This is a genomic window from Saccharopolyspora dendranthemae (genome assembly GCF_007829955.1).
GTDB lineage: Bacteria > Actinomycetota > Actinomycetes > Mycobacteriales > Pseudonocardiaceae > Saccharopolyspora > Saccharopolyspora dendranthemae.
Genome location: NZ_VIWX01000001.1, coordinates 208,780 through 232,886 on the forward strand (window position 1 = coordinate 208,780; position 24,107 = coordinate 232,886).

The window sequence follows — 24,107 nt, forward strand, 5'->3', positions numbered from 1 at the left end:
GCTCGTATGTGGTCGAACGTTCCCTACACAACAGAGAGGAATGTCGTGTCCACCACGCCGGAAGTCAGGTCGACAGCTACCACCCTCACCCTGAGGATCAACGGCGAGGAGCACGAGATGCGCCTCGACAACCGCACGTCGCTGCTCGACGCCCTGCGCGAGCGTCTCGGACTGACCGGCACCAAAAAGGGCTGCGACCACGGTCAGTGCGGGGCCTGCACCGTCCTGGTCGACGGCTACCGCGCCGTTTCCTGCCTACAGTTCGCAGTGGCCGCCGAGGGCCGCGACATCTACACGATCGAAGGGCTGGCGGACGGGGACACCCTGCACTCCGTGCAGCGGGCATTCCTCGACCACGACGGGCTGCAGTGCGGATACTGCACCCCGGGCCAGATCTGCTCGGCCGTCGGCGCGCTCGAGGAGGCAGACCGCGGCTGGCCGAGCGTCGTCTCCGACGACGTCGCCGCCGGAGTACCGTCCGCGGCGGCGCTGACCCGGGCCGAGATCTCCGAACGGTTGAGCGGCAACCTGTGCCGTTGCGGGACGCATCGTGGCATCGTGGACGCGGTCCTCGATGCAGCGGGCGCCGGCGAGGAGACCGCGCGATGAGGGCCTTCACCTATGAACGCGCCGCCAACCCGGCCGCGGCACAGCGCCTCGCCACCACGCAGGAGGAGGCCGTCTTCCTCGCCGGCGGCACGAACCTCACTGATCTGATGCGGCTCGGCGTCGCACGGCCGGCGGCCCTCGTGGACATCTCGGACCTGCCCTACGACGGGATCGAGCACCGCGCAGACGGCTCGACCCTTCTCGGCGCGCTGAGCCGCAACGCGGAGGTCGCAGGCGATCGAGTGGTCCGCGAGCGCTATCCCGTGCTGAGCCGGGCGATCCTTGCGGGCGCCTCCGGCCAGCTGCGAACGATGGCCACCACGGGTGGAAACCTGCTGCAGCGCACGCGGTGCCCGTACTTCCAGGACGTCTCCAAGCCATGCAACAAGCGGGAGCCCGGCACAGGCTGCCCGGCGAGCCGAGGTCTCGCTGCGCGAGACCTCGGAATCATCGGCGTCTCGGACGCGTGCATCGCACACCATCCCTCGGACATGGCGGTCGCGATGGTTGCGCTCGACGCCGTCGTCCACATCCGGACCGTCGACGGTGCCGCACGCAGCGTTTCGCTGGAGGAGTTCCACCTGCTCCCTGGGAACACACCCGAGAAGGAGACGGTGCTCGCGCCCGGCGAGCTGGTCACCGATGTCGAGCTGCCCCCGCCGCCGCCCGGCTCGTCGAACTACCGCAAGGTGCGCGACCGCGCCTCCTACGCGTTCGCGCTGGTCTCCACCGCCGTGTCGCTCGCACTCGACGACACAGGTTCCGTTGCAGCAGTGCGGATCGGGCTCGGCGGCCTCGCTCCCCGCCCGTGGCGCGCCCGGACCGCGGAGCAGGCCCTGCTCGGCGCCCGGTTCGACGAGGAGGCCGCCAAGTCGGCCATGCGGGCCGAGCTCGCGACGGCCCGCACCACCGAGCACAACGCTTTCAAGGTTGATCTGACCGTCGACGTCGTCACAAGCGAACTGCTCTCGCTCGCCGCGGAGGAGTCCCGATGACCAGCACACCGACCGATGTCCGGCGCCGCTCCGACACAGCATCGACGGTCGGCACCTCCGTCGAGCGCGTCGACGGCCTTTCGAAAGTCACCGGCGAGGCCCGGTACAGCTACGAGATCCCCAGCAAGGGCGTCCGTTACGGCTGGATCGTCGGGTCCACCATCGCGTCCGGGCGCATCACCGCCATTGACGACAGCGCCACGCTCGCCGATCCCGAGGTGCTGGCAGTCATCGACCACCGCAGCGCGCCCCGCCTGCGCGCCGTGGGCGACACGGAGCTGGAGATCCTGCAGTCGGATGCGGTTCGTTTCCACGGCCAGGTGATCGCCATCGTCGTGGCGACCAGTCCCGAGGCCGCCCGCGAGGGCGCCGAACAGCTGCAGGTGTCATACGAGCAGCGGCCGCACTCGGTGGTGCTCGATCCGGACGGGCCGACTGTCTACACACCCGAGTGGGTCAACGGGCTCAACGAGCGAGCGGTCACGGAGTTCGGCGAGATCGACAAGGAGCTGTCCGAGGCTGCCGTCTCGATCGACTCGGCGTACACCACTCCCCCGCACCACACCTCGCCGATGGAACCGCACGCCACGATGGCCCGCTGGGACGGCGACGACCTGCTGCTGCACAACTCGGACCAGGCCCCGTACGTCACCACGACGATCCTCGCCCCGCTGCTCGGCCTCGCGCCGGAGCACATCCGGGTCGTCACCGAGCACATCGGCGGAGGGTTCGGGTCGAAGTTCACCCCGCGGGCCGTACCGGTCGCGGCGACCCTGGCGGCGAAGGTCGTCGGCGCACCAGTCAAGATCGCGCTGACCCGGCAGCAGATGTTCTCGCTCGCCTGTCACCGCACCGAGACCCAGCAGCGCGTCCAGCTGGGCGCCGATATCGACGGCCGGCTACGGGCGCTGGTGCACACCGCGTCGCAGTACACCTCGCAATCCTTCGAGTTCGTCGAGAACACCGCCACCAGCAGCAGGATGTTGTACAGCGCGGTCGCCCGGCGGACCCATCACACCGTCGGCAGGCTCGACGTGCCGACCCCGGGCCCAGTGCGCACTCCCGGCCACGCGGTAGGCCTTTTCGCGCTGGAGACCGCGATGGACGAACTCGCGCTGGCACTGGAACTGGACCCCGTCGAACTGCGCCTGCGCAACATCCCGGAGCGGGACCCGGACACCGGCGAGGCCTGGAGCAGCCATGGGCTGGCCGAGTGCCTGCGACTCGGAGCCCGGACCTTCGGCTGGGGTGACCGGGATCCCCGGATCGGCACCCGGCGCCGCGGCCGGTGGCTGCTCGGGACCGGCATGGCATCGTCCACGCACCCGGACTACACGTTCCCCGCCGTCGCCACCGTGCGCGTGGAGGAGGACGGCTCGGTGGTGGCGAAGGTGGCGGGAGCCGACATCGGCACCGGTGCGCGCACGGCACTGACCCAGCTCACCGCGGAGGAGTTCGGCCTGCCGCTCTCCCAGGTCACCGTGCTCCTGGGCGACAGTACCTATGGCGAAGCCCCGCCCGCCGGCGGGTCCGCGGGCACCTCGTCCTGGACCTGGCCGATCATTACCGCGGCGCGCGAGCTCACGGCCCAGCTCGACAGGGCGCACGGCGTGGTCCCGCGCGGTGGCCTCGAGGTCACCGCCAACTCAGCGGATGCGCTCGCGAAGCGCACCACGCTGTCTCGGCACACCTTCGGTGCCCAATTCGCCGAGGTGGCGGTGGACATCGACTCCGGCGAAGTGCGTGTCGAGCGGCTCCACGGCACCTTCGCCGCCGGACGGATCATCAACACCCGCACGACGCGATCGCAGTTCATGGGTGGGATGATCATGGGGGTCGGTATGGCGCTCCACGAGGCAGGCCACCTCGACCCCGAGTTCGGTGACTTCGTCAACCACGATCTCGCCAGCTACCACGTGCCTGCCCACGCCGACGTGCGGGACGTCTGGGCCGACTGGATCGACGAGGTCGACGAGGGGCTCAACCCAGCAGGCGTCAAGGGCGTCGGCGAGGTCGGCATCACCGGCACCGCCGCGGCCATCGGCAACGCCGTCCACCACGCCACCGGCGTGCGGCTGCGCAACCTGCCGTTCACGATCGAGGGCGTCAGGGCCGGCCTCACGGCCTGATCGGGCACCCACGGCACCGCATCGGGCACCGTCACCACCGAGGGGCCGAGCATGACCGATCACGTCACCGTCGACCGGCTTACCGGCGAGGACGACGGCCTCGCCGTCGTCCGGCTGGACGGAACCGTACAAGGCGGGCTGGATCAAGCGCGTCATCCCGACTATCGGCCATATACCGGTCCGCATGATCACAAGCGGTGTCGTTGACCGCGCCGTCCACGACTGGATCGCCGATGGCTGCAGCATGTCGACGATCAAGAACACATTTGCCGTGCTCGTACGCGTGATGGAGCAAGCGCTCCGTGACGGCCATCGTCGACCGGAACCCGGCTCGCGTGGTGGGGTGGCAGTCCGAGTTCCGTAAAGCGGAGGACGAGCCAGAAGACCCCCGCGCCTCGCACTACCCGACTGGCAGACGCTGACCAGGCTCGCGGATGCGTTGGTCGAGCGCTCTCACGAGCAGTACACGGGCTGGGGCGATGTTGTCCGGTTCGCCGCTTGCACCGCTGCGCGCATCGGGGAAGTGTCGGGATGCCGTGTAGCCGATATCGACACAGGCACATGGACTTGGAAGGTGCGACGCCAGACGACGACCGGACCAGGTGGACTGGTCGACAAGGGGACGAAGGGCAAGCGAGCAAGAACCGTACCGCTCATCCCGGAGATCCGTGATCTGGTGATCCATCGCCTCACCACGCTGGACGGGAAACCAGACGCCCGTCTGTTCACTGGCCCCAAAGGCGGTCTGACCTGCCCCAGGGTTTCTTACCCGTTTCGGTGTGAAGATCGGGCCTTGCTGAAAGACCGTATCCACCGGAGTTCCGTTTTCGGGCCGTCGCACTCGTTCGTGCTGGGAAGCCGATCACTGTCGTTGCCACGGAGCTGGACATCAGCGCCGGAGCCCTGCACAACTGGGTCCGGCAAGACCAGATCGACCGCGGCGAGCGCCCCGGGACCACCACCCGTGAGAATGCCGAGCTGGCGAAGGCCAACAAGCGCATCCGGCAGCTCGAGGCTGAAGTCGAGATCCTCCGCAAGGCCGCGAAATCTCTCGGGGAAGACCGTCCCGACCCATAAGGATTCACCCGGCGATCGATTGCCTCGTCGATGCCGGACACCCGGTCAAGGTCTGCTGCCGCGTGCTCGGGGTCAGCAGCCCCGGCTACTACCAGTTCAAGAACCGCCCGATGTCGCCGACGACGATGCGCCGCCAGTGGCTGACCGGCTTGATCCGGGAGGTCCACGAGGCCTCACGCAACACCTACGGGTCCCGTCGTGTGCACGCCGAACTGACACGCGGTATGGGCATCGCGGTCAGTGTGAACTTGGTCGGCGAACTGATGCGGCTCGCCGGGGTCGCCGGCCTTCCAGGTCCGGTCAAGGTCAAGCGGTTGAAAGGCAGTGCCACAGCGGACGATCTCGTCCATCGGAAGTTCCATCGGCTCTCGCCCAATGAGTTGTGGGTCACCGATATTTCCGAACATCCCACCCCTTGGATTCCAGCAGTCGTCGCAACACCTACTGGAAGTGGTGGCGATGGCTGGTTCGAAGTACAGCAAGGAACGGAAGGAGCGGTTCCTCGATCTCGTGGATCGGGGCGGGACCGTTCGTGCGACGGCGAATGCGGCCGGAGTACATGAGGATGCGGCTTACACCTGGCTTCGCCAGGCTGGGCTGACGATGCAGCGGGCGACGCCGCGGAAGTACTCGAAGGCGGACAAGGAGGAGTTCTTCCGGCGGCTGGCGAAGAATCCGAACGTGTCGGCGGTGGCGCGGGAGCTGGGTTTCACGCGGGTCACCTGCTATGCGTGGGCGCGCAAGGCCGGGATTCGTACCAGCGAGGCGCGTAAGGTCAATCCTCGCCGAGAAGAGTTCCTGCGACTTCGTGCGGAGGGCTTGACCCGGGCTGAGGCTCGGGCACGCGTCGGTGCCGATGCGCGATCCGCAACGGACTGGGACAAGGGCATCACGGTCATCAACCGGGGCCGCATCTACCCCGATGGCCATGTGGTGCGCTACCCGGAGTCCAAAATGGATGACGTGATCCCCGAGCGCAGAATGCGCGCCATAGGCGGCAGCATCGATCTGAACGAGGTCGAAAAGCTCATCCGCCCCCGCTATCTGAGCTTGCTCGAACGCGAGCAGATCAAGGATCTGCGTTGATCCGGGATGTCGATCCGGCAGATCGCCACCGAGCTGCGACGCTCTCCCTCGACCATCAGTCGCGAGCTGCGACGCAATACCGTCTCCACGCGCGGCTACCTGCCCCAAACTGCGCATCGGCTGTCGGTGCAGCGGCGGGCGCGTCCACGGCCGGCGAAGCTGGTGGCCAAAGCCAAGCTGCGGGCGTACGTGCAAGCGAAGCTGGGGAAGAAGTGGTCGCCGCAGCAAATCAGCAACCGACTGGTCAAGGATTTCCCGGTCACGCCGGAGATGCGCGTGAGCACGGAGACGATCTACCAAGCGATCTACGTTCACGCCCACGGTGAGCTCAGGCGCGAGGTTGGCAAGCAGTTGCGACGCGGGCGGGTATCCCGCAAACCGCGCAGGAAGCCAGGCGCCCGCCGTCCGCGATTTGTCGAGCCGATGAAGTCCATCAGCCAGCGGCCCGCGGCCGCCGACGCTCGAGCCGTACCGGGCCACTGGGAGGGTGATCTGATCATCGGTGCGGCAGGAGGGTCAGCTATCGCGACGTTGGTCGAGCGATCCAGCCGCTACGTGATGCTCGCGCACCTCGGTCGCGAACGAAGCGCCGAGGCCGTGCGTGACAGCCTGATCACCACCCTCAGCCAGCTGCCCAAGTCGCTGCGAGGAACCCTGACCTGGGACCAGGGTGCCGAGATGGCCGAACACCGCGCGTTGACCACGGCCACCGACATCGACGTCTACTTCGCCGACCCCGGCGCACCCTGGCAGCGCGGCAGCAACGAGAACACCAACGGCCTCCTGCGCCAGTACTTCCCCCGCGGGACTGACCTTGCGTCGTACAACCCCGACGCGCTGAAAGCCGTCGCCGAGGAACTCAACGGCCGCCCCCGAAAGACACTCGACTGGGACACGCTCGCCGAATGCCTGGCTGCTTTACTGGACACCGCGTAGATCAACCGTTGCGACGACTGCCGGAACCCAAGCACGAGAAGGAAAAGTCTACTGTTGTGCGGTGATGGACACGTTCAGCCGCAAGATCGTCGGCTGGTCGATCGACAACTGCCAGGACACCATGAGGGCGGACCCCGGGCCTCACGCTGCCGGAAGGCGCAGCGTCGTTGAGACGGACTCGATTCCCGTCGGGGGGCGCGGGGGCCGACCTGGTCTCGTTCGGTCGTGCCCGGCTGGCAACCCCGACCTGATCGACAGGATGCACCGCGGGGTTCCCTACAACGAGGCAGATCCTGCGACCTTCTACGGCGGAAGTGTCGAGGGCTGCACCGACTGCGCTCCGCTCGCCGTCTAGTGAACCCCTGCCGTCGAGACCGGCCCGCCATCGACATCCCTGACGCGGTGCCCGGCCGTGGTCAGGGCTGCTGGTCCGTGGGGCGGATGACGATTTCGTTGACCGCTACCCTGCGTGGGTTGGTGACGATGTAGCCGATCGCGTCGGCGATGTCCTCGGCGTGCAGCCCCTCAACCTTCCCGAACGCGCCGGTGAAGTCGGCACCGGAGTTGTCCTTCTGGTCGAACAGCTCGGTCTCGGTGCGACCGGGCTCGATCACGGAGAAGCGCAGGTTGCGGGTGGTGTACTCCTGCCGCCAGGCCTCGGTCGCGCCGGTCACGGCGAACTTCGTCGCGTTGTACAGGGCCATGGTCGGGGCGGCGAACCGGCCGGCGACCGAGGAGATGTTCACGACGTCGGCCACCGACCGCGGGCTGTTCTTCGCGGCGGCGAGCAGGTGCGGGAGCGCGGCCTTGGTGACGTACATCAAGCCGCGCAGGTTGATGTCGACCATCCGGTCCCACTCGGTGAGCGGTGCCTCGTCGGAGGCGCCGTTGAGCATGACCCCGGCGGCGTTGACCAGGGTATCCAACCGCCCGAGCTCGGTGACGGTGCGCTCGACGGCGGTGGTCGCGGCGTCGGCGTCGGTCAGGTCGGCGGCGATGACCAGTGCAGTGCCCCCGGCGGCACGCACCTCGGTGGCGAGCTGGTCGAGCCGGTCGGCGCGTCGGGCGACGAGGGCGACGGCGGCGCCCGCTCCGGCGAGGCGTCGGGCGGTGGCGCGTCCGATGCCGCTGGACGCTCCGGAGATCAGGGCGACGGTTCCGGTCAGGTTCTCAGTCATGGTGTTGTTCCTTGCTCGGTTGCGATGTGTCGGCTGCTGACGAGATCCATGTCAGCCCGGCACTCTCGGCGGAATCAGATGGTGCGCACCTCTGGAACTGGTATTGGCAGTACGCGCTAAGCCCTACATCGCCTGGCCACCGCGCGCAGAACGGAGGCATGACGACGTCGAGCGGGCTGCGCGAGTTCCTGACATCGCGCCGCGCACAGATCGATCCGGAATCGGTGGGGCTGCCGCCGTCGGCCATCCCACGCTGGGGCCGTGGCCTGCGACGCGAGGAGGTGGCCGCGCTGGCCGGGGTCAGCGTGGACTACTACGCCCGGCTGGAGCAGGGCCGCATCGGCAACGTCTCCGACCAAGTCCTCACAGCCATCGAGGACGCGCTCCGACTTGACCCTCTGGAGCGTCAGCACCTGCGCAGCCTCGTGAGCCCGCAGCCGGCGCGGACGCGCCCGCGCCGGCCCGAGAAGCCGCAGGTCCGAGCCGGAATGCGCGCCCTGGTCCAGGCGATGGATCCGCTTCCCGCGCCACTCCAGGGCCCGCGTATGGAGGTCCTAGCCTGGAACCGAGCCGCCTCGATCCTGCTCACCGACTTCGGAGCGATGCCCGCCCGCGACCGGAACATTGCTCGGTGGCTGTTCCTCGATTCCTCCAACCGCACCCGGTACCCCGACTGGGAAGAGGTCGCTGCGCCGACGGTCGCCGCACTACGTGCGGCACATAATCCGGGCCGCCCAGACGAGGCGCTGGAGAAGCTGGTCGGAGGGCTCTCGGTGACCTCGGAGGAATTCGCGCGCTACTGGGCCGACTACCGCCTGTTCAAGCACGCCCACGGCACCAAGCGCATCTTCCACCCCACCGTCGGGGTGATGACGCTGAACTACGAGACCCTCCACATCGCCGACTCCGACGGCCAGTTCCTCTCGACCTACACCGCCGACGTCGGCTCGCCTGCCGCTGAGAAGCTCAGCATCCTCATGAGCTGGGGCACCTCATTCACCGAGGAGGACCAAGTGGAGAGCGAGGCCGGACAGAGGCAATCGGAGGTCGATTGACTGCGATGCTTCGCTGGCCGGACGCGCACCGAGCACGAGCGACCGAGAACGGGCAGCCCGCTAGGTCGCGCCGCCTGCCCCTGAGACGACTCGAATGGACTGATCATGAACATCTTCCAGATCGGTGCAGCGGGCGGGATCGGACGACCCTCACAGCATTGCTGACGGCCCGTGGCGACCGAGTGACGAGCATGCACCGCGACCCGCAGCAGGCCGAGACGATCGCGGCGAACAGGGCAACACCGGTCGCCGGCGACCTGATCGCCGACAGCGTCGAGGAACTCGCGGGAAAGCTGGTGGGCCACGACGCGGTGGTGTTCTCAGCCGGCGCGCCCGGCACCGGCCGGACATGACCACGCTCATCGATGGCGAGGGGCTCGTGAAGGCGGCTGCGGCCCGGGCCGGTATCTCGCGGTTCGTGCTCGTGTCGGTATTCCCCGACGCGGCACGTGGGGGTGAGCTCGGTGAAGGCTTCGAGCACTACATGCGGGTCAAGAAGTCCGCGGACGTGCACCTGTCCCACACCGACCTCGACTGGGTCTTCGTGCGCCCCCGCACTCTGCGTGACGAGCCGGGCGACGGTTCGGTGTCGGGTCCGCTGGCCTCGCGATCGAGTACGGCGAGGTGCGCCGCGACAACGTAGCCGCCTTCATCGACGCTGTGCTGCACGAGCCCACGCTCAGCCGCGTGATCGTCGAGCTCACCGACGGCGAGTCGTCGGCAGGGGACGCTGTGAATGCAGCGGATCTGGTCGTGGCGGTTCGGCAGATCAGTCGACACGACGTCAGCGCAGGACTGGCAGGCGTTCGACGAGAACAGGGGAGGGGGATTTTTTGTCCCCGGATGGATTGTGCCTTCACCCCCTGCAGCCCCGGGTGAAGCATCGACGGCAGCAGGTTCCCGCGAACAACTCCCCTGCAGAGGGAGGGATCCTACGGCAGGACAAGAGGAGAGACCATCCATGAGTAGCAGTGCCATCTGTCTGATCACCGGCGGAAGCCGTGGCCTGGGAAGAGCCACGGCGCTCAAGCTCGCCGAGTCCGGCGTCGATGTGATCATCACCTACCGGTCGGGCAAGGACGAGGCCACGTCCGTCGTGGAAGCCGTCGAAGCGCTCGGCCGCAGAGCAGTCGCCCTGCATCTGGAGACGACCGACTTCGGCGCGTTCGCCGCGTTCGCCGCGTCCGTCCGCCGGGAGCTTGAGACCCGATGGGGCCGTGACACGTTCGATTTCCTGGTCAACAATGCCGGTAGCACCATTCGTACGCCGGTCGGCGAGACCACGGAAGAGGCGTTCGACCTCATGGTAAACGTGCACCTGAAGGGCACCTTCTTCCTTACTCAAGCGCTGCTGCCGTTGCTCGCCGACGGGGGCCGGATCGTCAACGTGTCCACTGCGCTGACCCGGATCGTCAATGAGACGGTGTCGGTCTACGCCGCCGTCAAGAGCGCGGTCGACACCTACAGCCTCTACTTGGCGAAGGAACTGGGCTCTCGCCGCATCAGTGTCAACACCGTCGCGCCAGGACCAGTGGCCACGGACTTCGGTGGCGGGGCGATCCGCGACAACGCAGAGTTCCGTGAGGTGATTGCCGGCCAGGCCGCGTTGGGACGGGTCGGCGAGCCCGAGGACATAGCAGGCGCGATCGTGGCGCTACTGCAGCCCGGAAGCGGCTGGATCACGGCCCAACGCATCGAGGTATCGGGCGGCATGCGTCTTTGAGGCCCTGTGACGACCTCGGATGGTCCGCAGTCTGCGGCTGCGGACCATCCTGGCCGGCCTGCGGACGCCGTTGATGCTTGAGTTGGCCGAGCGCCCGCGAGATGGGCTGGTGGATACTTGAGCGCGTGGATCGAAAGCAATTCGCTGATTTCCTGCGGAGCCGCCGCGAGGCGATCCAGCCCGGGGACGTAGGCCTGTTCCACGGCGGGCCTCGTCGACGAACACCCGGGCTGCGCCGCGAAGAGGTCGCCGCACTCAGCGAGATGTCGACCGACTACTATGCCCGGCTCGAACAGGGCCGCGGCCCGGTGCCATCCGAGACGGTACTTGGCGCCATCGCCCGTAGCCTGCGGCTCTCACCGCGAGAGCGTGATCACCTCTTCTTCCTGGCGGGCCGGCAGGCACCCGCCCACGAACCCTTAGAGAACAGCAGCTCGACTGGCCTGTCGCGTCTCCTGGACTTGCTTCAAGGCAGCCCCGCCCAGATCGTCACCCCGAGCGGGGAAACCCTCGCACAGACCCCGCTCTCCCTCGAACTCTTCGGTGACGAGAGCGTCTATGAGGGCCTGGAGCGCAGTCTGATGTACCGGTGGTTCACTCGTCCCGAGACCCGCCGCATCTACCCGGAGCGCGACCACGCTCTGCACAGCAGGTCGTTCACGTCCCAGCTGCGCACGGCCTGCATCCAGGAGGGCACAGGGTCTTTCCCGGAGCGCGTCGTCACCTCTCTGCTCAACCTGAGCCAAGAGTTCGTCACGCTGTGGGGCATGCACGAAATCGACGTGCGCCACGAGGGTTACAGGAAGCGGGTGCGGCATCCGGGGGTGGGACTTGTCGACCTCGAATGTCAGCTCCTGTTCAGTGCAGGCCAGACGCACGGTCTGCTGGTCTTCACCGCGGCACCCGGGACAAACGGGCAGCACCAGTTGCGAGAACTAGCGGGTGCCGTCGGCGCCTAGGTTCTGTCCTGTAAGTCATCGGAGCCAGAGGATGATAGCGGCGATGGTGAGTTGGGGCTGCCCAGACTTTGATTGACACTCGGGTTTGCGTGGTGTCAGGCCGCTGAAGCGGCGGTGTAAATGGTCTCAAACTCGACTGGGGTGAGTTTGCCGACGCGGCGTTGGCGTCGCCGGCGGTGGTACTTGGTTTCGATCCAGGACACGATCGCCAGCCGGAGTTCCTCCCTGGTTTTCCACCGTTGGGTGTTGAGAACGTTCTTTTGCGGCAAGGAAAAGAACGATTCCATGGCGGCGTTGTCGCCGCAGGCGCCAACCCTGCCCATCGAGCCGGACAACTCGTGCTGGCGAAGCAGGCGCCGGAACTTCGTCGAGCGAAACTGCTTGGGTTCAACCGGTTGTCGCAACACCGGCTTGTTGGAGCGACTAGCTGATGGTTGAGGGCTTCGGCGGGTGTTTCCAGCCGAGTGTTTTGCGTGGCCTGCTATTGAGAGTGGCAGCGACGGCGTCGAGTTCATCGCGGTTCCAGCGGGATAGGTCGGCACCTTTGGGAAAGTACTGGCGCAGCAGGCCATTGGTGTTCTCGTTGGTGCCGCGTTGCCAGGGGCTGTTCGGGTCGGCGAAGTAGACCTGGATGCCGGTGTCGATGCGTAGCTGGGCGTGCTGGGCCATTTCCTTGCCGCGATCCCAGGTCAACGATCGGCGTAGCTGTTCGGGCAGGGTGGCGATGGTCGAGGCGATCGCGTCTCGAACAGACTCGGCGCCGCGGCCCGCCAGGGCGGGTCCGTTTTTCACACGCGGTTCGGTGCCGTGGCCGTCCATGCGGGGCAGGTGCAACAGCGTCGTGAACCTGGTGGTCCGCTCGACCAGCGTGCCGATCGCGGAGCTGTCCAGGCCGATGATCAGGTCTCCCTCCCAGTGCCCGGGAACCGCACGGTCTGCGGCCTCGGCGGGTCGCCGGCTGATCATCACCTCGGGTGTGACCATCCCGTCGCCGCGTTTCCTGGCGCGGGAACGGGGAACTCGTAGCGCTCGGCCGGTGCGCAGGCAGGCGACCAGTTCACGGTTGAGCGCCCCGCGGCTCTGGACGTACAGTGCCTGGTAGGTCGCTTCGTGCGAGATGCGCATGGACTCATCATCCGGGAAGTCCGCCTTCAGCCGGTGGGGGATCTGCTCTGGGCTCCAGGCATTGGCCCATTGCCTGTCCTGGCGTCGTGGCTTGTTCCGGCCTTTCCATGGGGCTGTCCCCGGCCCCGGCACCGGTGTCTGTCGTACGACAGCGTCTTCCCCGGACGAGGCCGGGCATGACCACGGATGTCTCGATCGGCGGTACGGATTTCAAGCTGTTCGTCTCCGCCGATGCCGATGGCCGGCCTGTGGATGTCCACATCGCACACTCCAAGCACGGGAGCTTCGGACACGGAATGTTGGAGGCATTTGGTGAGCTGCTCACCGAGGCGCTGCATTACGGGATGCCGCTCGAGGAAGTCGTGGCCAGGTTCGTGAACACGCGGTTCGAGCCGCAGGGATGGCGACGACAGCGGCATCCAATTCGTGACCAGCCCGATCGACTACCTGGCGAGGTTCCTTGCCCTGGAGTTCCTGCCCCACCACCGGTGCGTGGCGCTCGGCGTGCTCACCACCGACGGGGCTCTTAACCACGAGATCGCAGTTCATCTGGGGTGAGATCGTCCCGGATAGCTGGCGTAGTGCACGTATTCCAAACGTGTCGTATTCGGGGGCTTGAGGAACATCCGTGTCAGATCGTGCGCTAAGGGTTCCGGCGAAGTCCCGCTACGTTGACTGTGATCGGTGTTGAGGCCTTCCGTGATGGCGCGGACAGGGAGCTGGTACCGGGACAAGCGCAGGCCGCACGACCGGCTCGGGTTCCCGATTTCGCTGACCGGCGTCCGCTACCTCGGGCGGGGCACGCCGATCCCGGGGGGTGGGGCATCCGCAGCCCGGTTCAGCGGCAGCTGGAGCACACCGCCGGTCATCGGCACCATCGGCACCACCCGGAACACCTGCGACGCCCTCACCATGCTCGAGCCCGGCAATGGACTGCTGACCGGACTAAGCGCGGACACGCCGGTGACGCGATGTTGTAGCAAGTCACTGTGGGACGGTTCGATCAATCCGGCCTCAGGGAAGCGGTACCTGGATCATCGGTACCGTTCGTCTGGACCAAGACCGCCAATCACATCCTGGCGAAGGCCAGCCATCCAACAACTGCAAACCCGCGATACTAGTCTTGCTGGGTCGTCTCCTGCCGCGCCCGCTCCGAGTCCAAGGGGGTCTCGGCCCAGCTCAGCAGGATGCGGAGTTTCTCATCGGAGGGCGAGCCGACCTCGGCGGTGTAGGTGGAGATGAACTGGCCCCCCGACTCGGGGATGTCGAGTGTCTCGTAGTTGAGGGTGATCTCGCCGACCGTATCGTGAAAGATCTTCTTCTTCCCGTTTGAGTGTTTGAAAAGCCGGTAATCGGCCCAGTACGCCGCAAAGTCTTCCGAACCGAGTGTCAGTTCGCCGACGAGCTGTTCAAGCGCGTCGTCGGCGACGCGGGGATTGTAGGCTGCGCGCAGCGCTGCGACGGTCGGTGCGGCGACCTCTTCCCACTCGGGGTAGCGGGTATGGGCTTCTGGGTCTAGGAACAGCCAGCGGGCGATGTTGCGGTCGCCGAAGGATTTGGCGCCGAAGTCGGTGAGCAGGATGGTTGCCGAGCGGTTCCAGGCCAGAACGTCCATGCGCGGGTTCTGCAAGATCGTCGGTATTGGGTCCATCGCTTCGATCAGTGCGCGCACGCTGTGGCGTACTTTCGGTTTGGCCGCGCGCTTGTTGCGGACCTTGCCCGGTTTTGGTGCGCCGACGAGCGATCGGAAGTGTTCTCGTTCCAGTGGCTCCAGCCGCAGGGCGTTCTCGATCGCGCTCAGCACGTCATCGGAGATGTTGCCGATGCGTCCTTGTTCAAGTCGGGCGTAGTAGTCGACGCTCACCCCGGCCAACGTGGCGACCTCTTCGCGCCGGAGCCCGGGGCTCCGGCGCGCGACCGGCGAAGGTGGCAGGCCGACCGACGCGGGGTCGATCTGCGCGCGCCGAGAGGTCAGGAACTCGCGCAGCGATGTCGGGGTGTTCATGACTGCATTGTCTACCCGGAACGGACCGCCCGGCAGCCTTAGCAGGTACTGCGGGTACCAGGTACAGCGGTGCGTGCTTGCTCGTTCCCCTCGCGGGTTTCCGGTGCTGACATGAGGACAGGTCGAACGAACACACGACGAGGGGGAAGACATGGCCGAGAATCTCAAGGGCACCGTCGCGCTGGTCACCGGCGCTTCCAGCGGGATCGGGCGGGCGACGGCAACCCGACTGGCCGGCATGGGCGCCTCGGTGACGCTGGTAGCGCGCCGCGCCGACCGGCTGGAAGAACTCGCCGGAGAGCTGCGTGCGGAGGGCAATCCCGCACTTGTGATCGCCGCCGACCTGACGAACGCGGACGAAGCTGCCGCTGCGGTGGAGCGGACGGTCTCGGAGCTGGGCCGGCTGGACACGCTGGTCAACGCGGCCGGTGTGATGCTCAACGGTCCGTCGGAGTCGTCCCCCCTGCGGGAGTGGGACCAGATGGTCGACGTCAACCTGCGGGGTCTGATGTACGTCACCAAGGCGGCGCTGCCGCACCTGCTGACGGCGGCGCAGGACAGCTCGCGCTCGGTGGCCGACGTGGTCAACATTTCCTCGGTGGCGGGCCGTTTCGCCGCCCCGACCGTGGCGCTCTACAACGCCACGAAGTTCGCCGTCACCGGCGCCACCGATGCGTGGCGGCAGGAGTACACCGCGCGCAATGTGCGGTTCTCGGTAATCGAACCGGGGCGCACGGAGAGCGAGTTGTTTTCCCAGAAGGAGAACTCCGAAGCTGACTTCACGGCAGCCTTCGGAAAGGTCGAGGCGCTGCACGCCGAGGATATTGCCGACGCGGTCGGCTACATCGTCACCAACCCACGCCGGGTCGCGATCAACGAAATCGTCGTTCGCCCCACCGACCAGCCGTGAGGGCGACAATGATGAAGGACGCCGCGATGGCGCGCATCACGGGTGCCGTGATGCGCGCACCGCAGGAGCTCGGCTTAGAGCCGCTTGACCTGGCACCGCTGCGGCACGACGAGGTCTTGGTTCGCGTCCTGTCGGCTGGCATCTGCGGGACGGACCTAGAAATCCTGGACGGACACCTCGATCTGCTGCCGACGCCGGTGGTGCTCGGACACGAAGGAGCCGGTGTCGTCGAGAAAGTCGGCGCCGGTGTCACCGGTATTTCCGCGGGCGACGCCGTGCTGATGACCGTCGCTTCGTGCGGGAGGTGCGCGGCCTGCGTGACCGGGCGCCCCGGCTATTGCGAGCAGCATGACCCGATGAACTTCTCCGGAGGTCGTGCCGACGGCAGCACTGCCTACACCGATGCGAATGGCTTCGCGGTGCACAGTCATTTCTTCTACCAGTCGTCCTGGGCGGATTACGCGGTCGCGCACGTCAGCAACGTTTTTCCTATTCCGAAAGGTGCCGACCCGTCAGTGTTGGGACCGTTCGGCTGTGGAGTATTGACCGGTGCCGGCGCCGTGCTGAACGTGCTCGACGTACAGGCCGGCAGCTCGGTCGCGGTGTTCGGGATGGGCGCTGTCGGACTATCAGCGATCATGGCCGCAAAGGTCGCCGGTGCCGCGACGATCATCGCCATCGCGCGCAAACCGACTCAGCTCGCGCGCGCGGCCGAGGCCGGCGCCACGCATCTGGTCGACACCAACGAGATCAAGGACCTCGGTGCAGCGATCCAGTCCATTACCGGCAAGCCCGGAGTTGGCTACAGCGTCGAGGCGACCGGCGCCCCCTCGGTGATGAGGACATCGGTCGACGTACTGGCGGAAACCGGTCATGTGGCGTTAACCGGCGTCGCAGCGGGACAGACGCTCGAGCTAGATCCGTGGAACATCATCCGTGGCCGGACCATCCACGGCACGACGCTCGGCGACGCCCCGCCGGGAATCCTGCTGCCCCGAATAGTGGATCTCCATCTCCAGGGCCGGTTCCCGATCGACAAGATCGAGACACACTACCCACTGTCCGATATGGATTGGGCGATCGCCGACGCCCGTTCCGGCAAGACGGCGAAGGCCGTCCTCCACCCCTGAAAAGGAAGACAATGACCACTCTGACCGACGCCTACGCTGCAATGGAACGCGGTAGCCGTGTCACGAGTATTCGGATCCCGCGGCGCGACCCCGGGCCCGCGGACGTCAGGATCGACGTCGCCTATGCCGGGGTGTGTCACTCCGATCCACTGCAGATCGACGGCGCCTGGGGTGCGGGCATCTTCCCGATGGTTCCCGGTCACGAGTCCTCCGGCATCGTCACCGAGGTTGGAGCTGAGGTCACCAGGTTCCGGGTCGGCGATCGCGTCGGCATCGGGAACTTCGTCGACAGCTGTCGCGAGTGCGACCTGTGTCACAAAGGTCTGGAGCACTATTGCCGGAAGCTGATCGTCACCTACAACGGCCACGATAAGGCTGGTGACCCGACCTACGGAGGCTACTCGCGCTCCATCGTGGTCGACGAGAAATACTTGGCCCGGATCCCAGAAGGGCTGGATCTCGCTAGTGCCGCGCCCCTGATGTGCGCGGGCATCACCGTTTATTCGCCGATGCGGCAGCACGGCGTCGGGCCGGGAACCAAACTCGGTGTCGTCGGTATGGGCGGGCTCGGGCACCTCGCGGTGAAGTTCGCGCACGCGCTCGGTGCCGAGGTGACCGTACTCAGTCAGGGGAACAGCAAGAAGGACGACGCGCTCGCCTTCGGTGCCAGCGACTTTCGTACCACCAGCGATCCGTCCACCTTCACCGACCTCGCGGAGCACTTCGACATCATCATCTGCACGGTGTCGGCGGCCCTGAACTTCGACCAGCTGCTGTCCCTGGTCCGGTTCGGCGGCACCTTCGTCAACCTCGGCGCACCCGACGGCCCGGTGTCACTCGGCATGTCCTCCTTGATCCGGAGCAGGATCTCATTCACGTCGTCGGCGATCGGGAGCATCGCGCAGACCGAGGAGATGCTGGACTACTGCGTCCGGCATGACATCACCGCAGAAGTCGAGACGATTTCCGCGGAGGGCATCAACCATGCCCTCGACACCTTGCGCCACAAGAGCGGCAGCGGGGTCCGCTACCGCTACGTCATCGACGCCAGCACGATCTGAGGAGGAAAACACGTGACCGGCGCACCCGAAGGGGTCGGCGCGACCGCCTTGCTGACCGCGTACGCACGAGCACAGGAGCCTGAACGCGACAGTCGGCTGTTCACCGACCCGTGGGCACAGCTGTTTGTGACCACGGCGGTCGGCGATGACGAGGGCATATTGCCCCGGATCGGGATGGCCCGGCCGACCGATCCGTGCGAACTGTGGGAGACCTTCCGCGACTACTTTGTCGGCCGAACTCCTTTCTACGACAAAGGAATTCTCGAACAGGTGCAGACCGGAACTCGCCAGATCGTCATCCTGGCGGCCGGTATGGACAGTCGGGCATTCCGCCTCGACCTCCCGTCCGACACGGTGTTGTACGAAGTGGACACGGCACCGGTTCTCGACTTCAAGAACGCCGCACTGGACGGGCAGCATGCGGAAGCCATCTGTCAGCGGATTCCAGTGGCAGCTGATCTGCGGGAACCGTGGATCGAATTGCTGACCAATGCGGGCCTCGACACCGATGAACCCATCGTGTGGGTCGCCGAAGGGCTCCTCATGTACCTCACGCCGGAACAGAGCCACCGGCTTCTAGGCACAATCACCGAGAACTCGGTCCCCGGTTCCCTGGTTCTGACGGAATACCCTGCACGACAGGTCGATGAGCAGACCCTGCTCGCACGAACGAACGACGAAGCCGACCGCGGGTCGGCGAGGGCCATCGCGTCGATCGTCCAGGAAGGCCCCGGAGTCGAGCCAGCCGGCTGGTTGCACAGCTTCGGCTGGGATTCGGAAGTAAAGACCATCGGTGTGCAGCTCGCCGAGCTCGGCCGTCCGGTGCCGCCACTGCTCGAGGTTACCGAAGACCACGTCGCCATCTGGCTGCTCAGCGGCAGTCGTTCCTGATACCGGTCACAGCGGACCTGGACAAATACTCGCGCTGGGACCACCGCGGCCTGTGATGGCTACCTGGCGACACGATCGAAGTTCATGGTGAGACGTCGGCCGACGTCGATGCAGATGGCCCCCCCAAGGTTACCGGCACCCGTCGGTCCCTAGCAGATGACCGCACGATTCTTGGCTCACCGCTGTCGCGAAACAGTCCCGTTGACGTACCGACGTTCACTGACCAGTTCCCGCCGGGAGGGTAGATGATCCAGCCGACTGATGAGCCGGACGATCAGACTCCGGAGATCGTGCTGCGTCGTCATCCCATTGGTCCTTGATACGGACAATGCTCGGCCGGGGCGCCAGCGCCCGTACTCAACCGAGGTATTTGCGAACCCCTCAACCACGACGTCCGGATGCACCGGGAGATACACAACTGGCTCACCACCAGGGAGTCCGGCGACCAAACCGGGCAGTTGTGCTGGCGTAGGGCCCTCGTCGTCGGGACGCAGCCGGGCAGCCAGCTCGGCGCGCAGTGGAGCCGCGAGCGGCTGGGATACCCCGCTGGCCCGCCAACCCCCGCGTGCAGAAGGGCGGCCAAGCACGAGGGACGCGGCACCGACGACGCCGAGTACCACCGCCTCCGTGGTCACCAGTTGGCGGATCTTGAGCCTACGTGATCCCGGCATGTAGCGCGAGGCAACCGGTTTGGCCACCAGGCCCCCGACTCCGGCCTCACCCCAGCTCGGGTCCAGCCATTCCCGAGCAGCACTGGGGTCGAGGGTGTTGGTGACGAGTTGCAGGTGTGGTCGGGATTCGGCGAGCAGTTCGGCGAGTGCGGCACGCTGGTCGAGGGAGGGCTGGGTGCGAAGGTCCGCATCGGCCGTGGCCAGGAGATCGAAGGCCATGTAGATGACGGTGACGTGCTCGCGGGCGCGGCGTGCGGGTCCGGTCTGGAGCGCGGCGAACTCGAGGTGTTCGTCGCGTAGCGCGACCAGTTCTCCATCGAGGACGACGTCGCGGCCGAGGGCGGCGAGGTCCGCAGTGACTTCGGGAAACCGGGTGGTCAGGGCGGTCCGGCCCTGCCGGGATTGCAGCAGCCTGAGTCCAGCGAACGCGATCACCCGGTAGCCGTCGAGTTTCGGCTCGAACGCCCACCGGTCGCCGCTGGGAATCTCCCGGGCACGGGAAGCCACGGCCACTGGCACCGGCGGATGCAGCACAACCACCCTGGTCAGCCTGCCCCTGCCGCTCTCTGCTCGCCGGATGACGCGGGAGCGGATCTTCGGTTCCGTGATGACCGTGCCTCGAACGCACGCCGGTGCTGGGCGGTTCCACCCGTCCGGCACCGATCTCTAGACCTCTAGTGGTGTTGGTCAGCAGAAATAGGCAGGCCCCTGGCCTTGGTGAGAGAAGAACGCCGATACCCCGGTATTCGGCACTCGACAACAAGCGATCACCTCAGCCCGACTGGCCCGGCGCTGTCCACCCGGCGATCAGGCAGGCTGAACCGCGCGCAACGCGTCATCCCCGTCCCGCTCCGCACTCACACGCGCATCAGTAAGCAGACGACCGCACCACGCTCGTGTCGGCCCCAGCTCAGCGCGTGGGAAATGGTGGCGGAACTCGGTTTCCACCAAATGGATCGACATCAAGGTCCTCATGGTCGCCCCGCGCTTAGTCCCCTCTACGTGCCCGCTGCGCCATCTGTGTGGGGGTCGGCCATGCGCACCGCTGTCGAACTTGCGTTCCCTAGCGTGGAGTTGCTGGTGATCTTCCAGAAACTCCACACATAGGGAGAACGTGAAAGATGCGAACGCGAAAGCGCTCACAGTCGTTAGCTCGCGGTTGGTTATGGTCCGGTCGAGCGTTAGGGGCCGTGCTGGCTGCGGTCCTGTGTGCCGCGCCTGCCATGGCGGTGCCCGCAGAACAAGCCGTGGCAGCTCCGGCTAATGCACCTACGGCCGTCCAGGATGAGTGCGACCGACTGCAGACCCGACTGCCCGAGCTCGCCGAACAAGGACAGCGCCGGGCTCTGTGTGTGGAGAAGCAGCGAACTCCCGACACGGGGAGTTTTGCGGGTGCAGTAGCGATGACGGATACGGCAGTGCCCGAGCGTTGCTTGGGCGACTATCCCGGGGATGCGTGGATCATCGACCGCTACGTGGGTTGCCACCGAGAGCTGGTGTTGCTGCGCGTCATCGAGGTGCCCAGCGGCGAACAGATCGGCGAGGTTGACCTCTCGGTGGTCAATTCGATCACAGCAGACCCCCGTGCGCTGGCTTGGACCCACGACATTTCGATTTCCCGAGTGGGAGCTCGGGGCGATGTCAACGGGGTCATCGCCAACCCCGAGGCCGCCTGCGATGCCGGCTGCACCGTCACCGCCGCAGCTCCCCCGTCAGGCTTGGTGATGAACAATCCGCAGGGGGGGAATGACCGCCACGTCGATCGTCGATCCCGCTCTGCCGGGAAGCATTTCAGCGGCGACCACGAGCTGGACCATCCGCTACACTCAGATGGGCTCAGCCCCCTCGGAACCAGCCGTCTACGCCAGCGAGCCGGTGCGTTGCGATACCGCAACCCCCAACGCCGCGGCGGGTTGCGTGCTCTCGCGCTTCACCCCCACATTGACTTACACCCACGCCCGCAATGGGGAACTCGCCGCGCACGTCGCTGATGCCCAGGCCTCGGGATTGCCGGGCTCGCCGCTGCACAGTCCGTTAACGCGCCAGACCGACCCGGAACTGATCACCAAGAATCGCGCCGTTGCGTGCCCATCGAGTCGGCCGCGACCGCCAGGCGACGAATGCGATGAATACCCATTCGCCAGTACCAACCAGGGTGCTTTCCTCGGCGAAGGATATAGCCGGCGCATGATCCTCAAGGAGGACAACCGGCAGGGCGGGACCGAACTGGCGGTGTTCTACCTCGACAACCGCGTCATCAACTTCGATCCGTTTAATGTCGAAGTGACCGCAGGCTAGCCTGATCGACATGACACAGCCACTGCTTCGTCTCTCGGGAACAGTCCCAGTAAGCCATCACCAGTTCTTTTTACTGGACGCACGGACCTATCCCACCGACGGTGGCCGACTGTCATGGCGGGACAACGGACTGGCCACCAGCGCAGCCGGCATCCTCGCCCTCAGCACTGGGATTCATACCGGAGAGATCAACCTGGTGGTGGAGCGCTTCGACAACGCTCCACCACCAGACCTGCACGGCTGGGAAGACGTCACCGAACTCGACCTGCAAGTTCCGCACGGTGAGCTCCACGTCGCGGGGCTGATGCTGGAACCAGCTCCCGAACTACGCACACCGCTGACGATCGTCGGCGGGCGGTGCCGCGCCCGCATCCACGCCACCGGGCGCGACACCGACATCGACGGAGCCCCACCCGAACCCGTCGAGGACTACCTCATCCAGCTCTGGGACACCGACACCGACGCACCGGCCAATCTCTTGCGGTCCACCAGCCACTACGGAGCAAACGAACGAACATAGGGCTGCCCAAAACCTATTTGGGACGTGTCGGGACACGCCGCAACATCCGTCCCAGCACCTTCTTACGCGACGTTTCCGCATTTCACACAGCTAAAGTCCCTGTCCCAGGACGTTCTCCCAGGCATGCTCGCGACGGGACACCTGGGACAGCAAACACCCTCTGCTTCATCGTCTGTCGGGCAGCTGAAGCCGTGTGGTTAGTGCGCAACTCGCTCCTCGGACACGCGCACTATCCCTACGGCCCAGATTCACGGTGGCTTCCACAATCCGTGACTCTGGGTCGTAGGTCATTTCCAGGCCCATTCTCTCGTAGAGCTCCTGCAGCTTGTGCGGATCGGCCCTGTTCAAAGCTCCCCCGACATCGCCGAGTGAGTCGATCATGGCGTAGAGCTCGGCATCGGTCAGAGCGTCAGGTTTCGGAGCGTTGGCCAGCTCAGCTTCGGCAACCACCTACCGCCCACGTTCCTCGTCGGAGCCCACATCAAGAAACGCGCCACGTGCAGCGAGGACGAGCGCAAGGACTTCGACAACGTCGGCAACCGTCGCCCCCACCGTGCGTGCGCACGGGTTCGGATGCGCACCGGTCATCGTCCATTGCCGGCGACTGCCGCGTGGCCGTGCTCGTCCGCGCGGTTTCATCGATCCGCGCGGAGAATCTCGGATCGCCGCTGCGCCCGGGCGGACAGATGGAAGACTGTCTTGGTGCATCCCGCTCCAGCCCCTACCGCGACCACCTTCGTCATCACCCGTTCTCCGCACGCGTACCAGCGCGAACTCCGGCGCATGCGGATCCCGATCATCGCGCAGTCCGTGTTGGTCGTAATCCAGTTGGCGGCGGGGACCACCCTCACTGCACTGGGAAGCATCAGCGGCTTCGTGTACTTCCCACTCACGCTGCTCTTGGCTCTCGGTCTCGGCCTCTACCTGCGCGTGTACCGGGTGCACGCCGCGATGCGTGGTCTCCAGTTGGTTTTCGCCCCAGGCGGGGTGACCTACATGTCGCATTCCGGTGCGTTCACAGCACCTTGGTCCGCGGTGAAGCGGGTTCGTCTACGGCGGGGCCGGTGGATCTCGGTGCGGGTGCCGCACTGGGGAGGCCCGATCGGCAGCTTCGGCCTGGCCGGTGAACTGATCATGCCACTCCAAGACACGGGACTGAGCTGGCACGACATCCGTGGCGCGGTCACCTACATCAGCAATGGCACGGTGACACCGCACTGACGTTGGAATCAGCAGCCAGCAGGCAGCAGGCAGCAGGAGGGAATGCAAATCCCTCTCCGATACGCACATACCCGAACTCATCTTCAGCCTCACCACGCCTCCGCCAAGAACATCTAGGCCTTCAGCTCAGCGACTGCGGCGACCCGGCACACCTCGCGGGGTCCATCAATTCAGGCCTTCGGCGGATGGTCGTCTGCGACCAGGCGATCTAGCGTTCCGTCTGGCGAACCTGGCGCAGCTGTTGAATCGAGCTGTGATCGTGGCCCAAGAGTTCAGCGCACTGGTGGCGCTTCATGCTGGTGTTCAGACGCGCTAGGTCGTTGCCTATTACGCGCCCTCGTGAACCCTGTCGATGTTGGCTCGGGACCTCCGGGTGTCTGCTCAGTCGTTGACCAGGCCGCCGTCGACCACCAGGTTCTGGCCCGACGAGATCTCGCGCTCGCAGCCCACGGGAAGCCGATCATGTTCTACAGTGCCCCTTGCTCCGAGCGGTAATCGCATGAACACACTGCGCGACGACACTAGGGG

At 66.1% G+C, this 24,107-nt stretch carries 20 protein-coding genes and 6 pseudogenes; 21 read left to right on the forward strand and 5 right to left on the reverse strand.

From position 1 onward, the window contains the following. The first annotated feature begins 45 nt into the window (after positions 1-45). The 7 genes and pseudogenes from FHU35_RS00960 to FHU35_RS00995 all read left to right on the forward strand — a co-directional run bounded on the left by FHU35_RS00960 (position 46) and on the right by FHU35_RS00995 (position 6,832). Entirely contained in the window at positions 46-609 is a 564-nt protein-coding gene (locus FHU35_RS00960; protein WP_281290196.1) for a (2Fe-2S)-binding protein, read from the forward strand. Then, a complete protein-coding gene (locus FHU35_RS00965) occupies positions 606-1,604 on the forward strand; it encodes an FAD binding domain-containing protein (protein WP_145735760.1) in 999 nt (332 codons plus the stop codon). The genes FHU35_RS00960 and FHU35_RS00965 overlap by 4 nt, the downstream gene beginning before the upstream one ends. Beyond that, complete coding sequence (locus FHU35_RS00970; protein ID WP_145735762.1) at positions 1,601-3,733, forward strand: xanthine dehydrogenase family protein molybdopterin-binding subunit; 2,133 nt, start codon at positions 1,601-1,603, stop codon at positions 3,731-3,733. Before FHU35_RS00965 ends, FHU35_RS00970 begins: the two co-directional genes overlap by 4 nt. A 51-nt stretch (positions 3,734-3,784) precedes the next feature. Beyond that, positions 3,785-3,940: a hypothetical protein gene (locus FHU35_RS29120; RefSeq protein ID WP_186459203.1), complete on the forward strand. Its 156-nt coding sequence runs from the start codon at positions 3,785-3,787 to the stop codon at positions 3,938-3,940. A gap of 594 nt (positions 3,941-4,534) precedes the next feature. Next, positions 4,535-5,223, forward strand: a pseudogene (locus FHU35_RS29765) (transposase); the annotation flags it as partial. 46 nt (positions 5,224-5,269) lie between these two features. Then, a pseudogene (locus FHU35_RS30355) lies at positions 5,270-5,413 on the forward strand (transposase); the annotation flags it as partial. Further along, positions 5,414-6,832 (forward strand): annotated as a pseudogene (locus FHU35_RS00995) (IS30 family transposase). Positions 6,833-7,248: 416 nt separating this feature from the next. Here FHU35_RS00995 and FHU35_RS01000 read toward each other — a convergent pair. Then, positions 7,249-8,010: an SDR family NAD(P)-dependent oxidoreductase gene (locus FHU35_RS01000; protein WP_145735774.1), complete on the reverse strand. Its 762-nt coding sequence runs from the start codon at positions 8,008-8,010 to the stop codon at positions 7,249-7,251. 158 nt (positions 8,011-8,168) lie between these two features. On the opposite strand from FHU35_RS01000, the gene FHU35_RS01005 reads away from it, so the two are divergent. From FHU35_RS01005 to FHU35_RS01020, 5 genes are all read left to right on the forward strand, one after another. After that, positions 8,169-9,065 (forward strand): helix-turn-helix transcriptional regulator, encoded by an 897-nt coding sequence (locus tag FHU35_RS01005; RefSeq protein ID WP_145735776.1) that lies wholly within the window; start codon positions 8,169-8,171, stop codon positions 9,063-9,065. 191 nt (positions 9,066-9,256) lie between these two features. After that, positions 9,257-9,418 (forward strand): Rossmann-fold NAD(P)-binding domain-containing protein, encoded by a 162-nt coding sequence (locus tag FHU35_RS30105; protein ID WP_281290222.1) that lies wholly within the window; start codon positions 9,257-9,259, stop codon positions 9,416-9,418. Then, the gene (locus FHU35_RS29515) at positions 9,415-9,708 is read left to right on the forward strand and encodes an NAD(P)H-binding protein (protein WP_222429253.1); all 294 of its coding nucleotides are present in this window, start codon (positions 9,415-9,417) and stop codon (positions 9,706-9,708) included. Before FHU35_RS30105 ends, FHU35_RS29515 begins: the two co-directional genes overlap by 4 nt. 318 nt (positions 9,709-10,026) lie before the next feature. After that, positions 10,027-10,788, forward strand: coding sequence for an SDR family NAD(P)-dependent oxidoreductase (locus FHU35_RS01015; protein WP_145735779.1), 762 nt, complete (start codon positions 10,027-10,029; stop codon positions 10,786-10,788). 125 nt (positions 10,789-10,913) lie between these two features. Beyond that, positions 10,914-11,747, forward strand: a complete 834-nt coding sequence (locus FHU35_RS01020) for a helix-turn-helix transcriptional regulator (protein WP_145735780.1) — start codon at positions 10,914-10,916, stop codon at positions 11,745-11,747. Between the two features lie 95 nt (positions 11,748-11,842). Here the strand turns inward: FHU35_RS01020 and FHU35_RS01025 are convergent. Together FHU35_RS01025 and FHU35_RS01030 are read right to left on the reverse strand one after the other, a co-directional pair. Beyond that, a pseudogene (locus tag FHU35_RS01025) lies at positions 11,843-12,127 on the reverse strand (integrase core domain-containing protein); the annotation flags it as partial. A 7-nt stretch (positions 12,128-12,134) separates the two neighbouring features. Further along, positions 12,135-13,004: pseudogene (locus FHU35_RS01030) on the reverse strand (IS30 family transposase); the annotation flags it as partial. 44 nt (positions 13,005-13,048) lie between these two features. Here FHU35_RS01030 and FHU35_RS30495 point away from each other — a divergent pair. Both FHU35_RS30495 and FHU35_RS30110 read left to right on the forward strand, forming a co-directional pair. Next, a pseudogene (locus FHU35_RS30495) lies at positions 13,049-13,261 on the forward strand (TSCPD domain-containing protein); the annotation flags it as partial. A 37-nt stretch (positions 13,262-13,298) separates the two neighbouring features. Beyond that, on the forward strand, positions 13,299-13,430 hold the full coding sequence (locus tag FHU35_RS30110) for a hypothetical protein (protein WP_281290197.1): 132 nt from the start codon (positions 13,299-13,301) through the stop codon (positions 13,428-13,430). Positions 13,431-13,989: 559 nt separating this feature from the next. Here the strand turns inward: FHU35_RS30110 and FHU35_RS01035 are convergent. Continuing rightward, positions 13,990-14,877, reverse strand: coding sequence for a helix-turn-helix transcriptional regulator (locus FHU35_RS01035; RefSeq protein ID WP_186459205.1), 888 nt, complete (start codon positions 14,875-14,877; stop codon positions 13,990-13,992). Between the two features lie 151 nt (positions 14,878-15,028). On the opposite strand from FHU35_RS01035, the gene FHU35_RS01040 reads away from it, so the two are divergent. From FHU35_RS01040 to FHU35_RS01055, 4 genes are read left to right on the forward strand one after another with little or no spacing between them, the layout of a single operon-like run. After that, complete coding sequence (locus FHU35_RS01040) at positions 15,029-15,787, forward strand: SDR family NAD(P)-dependent oxidoreductase (RefSeq protein WP_145735782.1); 759 nt, start codon at positions 15,029-15,031, stop codon at positions 15,785-15,787. A 26-nt stretch (positions 15,788-15,813) separates the two neighbouring features. After that, entirely contained in the window at positions 15,814-16,917 is a 1,104-nt protein-coding gene (locus FHU35_RS01045; protein ID WP_186459206.1) for an NAD(P)-dependent alcohol dehydrogenase, read from the forward strand. Between the two features lie 11 nt (positions 16,918-16,928). Next, positions 16,929-17,978, forward strand: coding sequence for an NAD(P)-dependent alcohol dehydrogenase (locus FHU35_RS01050; RefSeq protein WP_145735785.1), 1,050 nt, complete (start codon positions 16,929-16,931; stop codon positions 17,976-17,978). Positions 17,979-17,990: 12 nt separating this feature from the next. Beyond that, positions 17,991-18,869, forward strand: a complete 879-nt coding sequence (locus FHU35_RS01055) for an SAM-dependent methyltransferase (protein WP_145735786.1) — start codon at positions 17,991-17,993, stop codon at positions 18,867-18,869. Between the two features lie 176 nt (positions 18,870-19,045). Here FHU35_RS01055 and FHU35_RS01060 read toward each other — a convergent pair whose 3' ends face one another. Next, positions 19,046-20,080: an ATP-dependent DNA ligase gene (locus FHU35_RS01060; RefSeq protein WP_186459207.1), complete on the reverse strand. Its 1,035-nt coding sequence runs from the start codon at positions 20,078-20,080 to the stop codon at positions 19,046-19,048. A gap of 1,206 nt (positions 20,081-21,286) precedes the next feature. Here FHU35_RS01060 and FHU35_RS01065 point away from each other — a divergent pair. From FHU35_RS01065 to FHU35_RS01075, 3 genes are all read left to right on the forward strand, one after another. After that, a complete protein-coding gene (locus FHU35_RS01065; RefSeq protein WP_145735788.1) occupies positions 21,287-21,838 on the forward strand; it encodes a NucA/NucB deoxyribonuclease domain-containing protein in 552 nt (183 codons plus the stop codon). Positions 21,839-21,848: 10 nt separating this feature from the next. Beyond that, positions 21,849-22,358 (forward strand): hypothetical protein, encoded by a 510-nt coding sequence (locus tag FHU35_RS01070; protein WP_145735789.1) that lies wholly within the window; start codon positions 21,849-21,851, stop codon positions 22,356-22,358. Between the two features lie 783 nt (positions 22,359-23,141). Further along, positions 23,142-23,579: a hypothetical protein gene (locus tag FHU35_RS01075; protein WP_145735790.1), complete on the forward strand. Its 438-nt coding sequence runs from the start codon at positions 23,142-23,144 to the stop codon at positions 23,577-23,579. Positions 23,580-24,107: the final 528 nt, after the last annotated feature.

What these genes read in the sequence shown, in the direction of transcription:
- FHU35_RS01005 (WP_145735776.1), top strand. Translation starts at nt 8,169, where the DNA reads ATGACGACGTCGAGCGGGCTGCGCGAGTTCCTGACATCGCGCCGCGCA.
- FHU35_RS01050 (WP_145735785.1), top strand. Translation starts at nt 16,929, where the DNA reads ATGACCACTCTGACCGACGCCTACGCTGCAATGGAACGCGGTAGCCGT.
- FHU35_RS00970 (WP_145735762.1), top strand. Translation starts at nt 1,601, where the DNA reads ATGACCAGCACACCGACCGATGTCCGGCGCCGCTCCGACACAGCATCG.
- FHU35_RS01000 (WP_145735774.1), bottom strand. Translation starts at nt 8,010, where the DNA reads ATGACTGAGAACCTGACCGGAACCGTCGCCCTGATCTCCGGAGCGTCC.
- FHU35_RS00965 (WP_145735760.1), top strand. Translation starts at nt 606, where the DNA reads ATGAGGGCCTTCACCTATGAACGCGCCGCCAACCCGGCCGCGGCACAG.
- FHU35_RS01065 (WP_145735788.1), top strand. Translation starts at nt 21,287, where the DNA reads ATGACCGCCACGTCGATCGTCGATCCCGCTCTGCCGGGAAGCATTTCA.
- FHU35_RS01075 (WP_145735790.1), top strand. Translation starts at nt 23,142, where the DNA reads ATGCGGATCCCGATCATCGCGCAGTCCGTGTTGGTCGTAATCCAGTTG.
- FHU35_RS01040 (WP_145735782.1), top strand. Translation starts at nt 15,029, where the DNA reads ATGGCCGAGAATCTCAAGGGCACCGTCGCGCTGGTCACCGGCGCTTCC.
- FHU35_RS29120 (WP_186459203.1), top strand. Translation starts at nt 3,785, where the DNA reads ATGACCGATCACGTCACCGTCGACCGGCTTACCGGCGAGGACGACGGC.
- FHU35_RS01045 (WP_186459206.1), top strand. Translation starts at nt 15,814, where the DNA reads ATGGCGCGCATCACGGGTGCCGTGATGCGCGCACCGCAGGAGCTCGGC.
- FHU35_RS01070 (WP_145735789.1), top strand. Translation starts at nt 21,849, where the DNA reads ATGACACAGCCACTGCTTCGTCTCTCGGGAACAGTCCCAGTAAGCCAT.
- FHU35_RS01015 (WP_145735779.1), top strand. Translation starts at nt 10,027, where the DNA reads ATGAGTAGCAGTGCCATCTGTCTGATCACCGGCGGAAGCCGTGGCCTG.
- FHU35_RS01035 (WP_186459205.1), bottom strand. Translation starts at nt 14,877, where the DNA reads ATGAACACCCCGACATCGCTGCGCGAGTTCCTGACCTCTCGGCGCGCG.
- FHU35_RS29515 (WP_222429253.1), top strand. Translation starts at nt 9,415, where the DNA reads ATGACCACGCTCATCGATGGCGAGGGGCTCGTGAAGGCGGCTGCGGCC.
- FHU35_RS30105 (WP_281290222.1), top strand. Translation starts at nt 9,257, where the DNA reads ATGCACCGCGACCCGCAGCAGGCCGAGACGATCGCGGCGAACAGGGCA.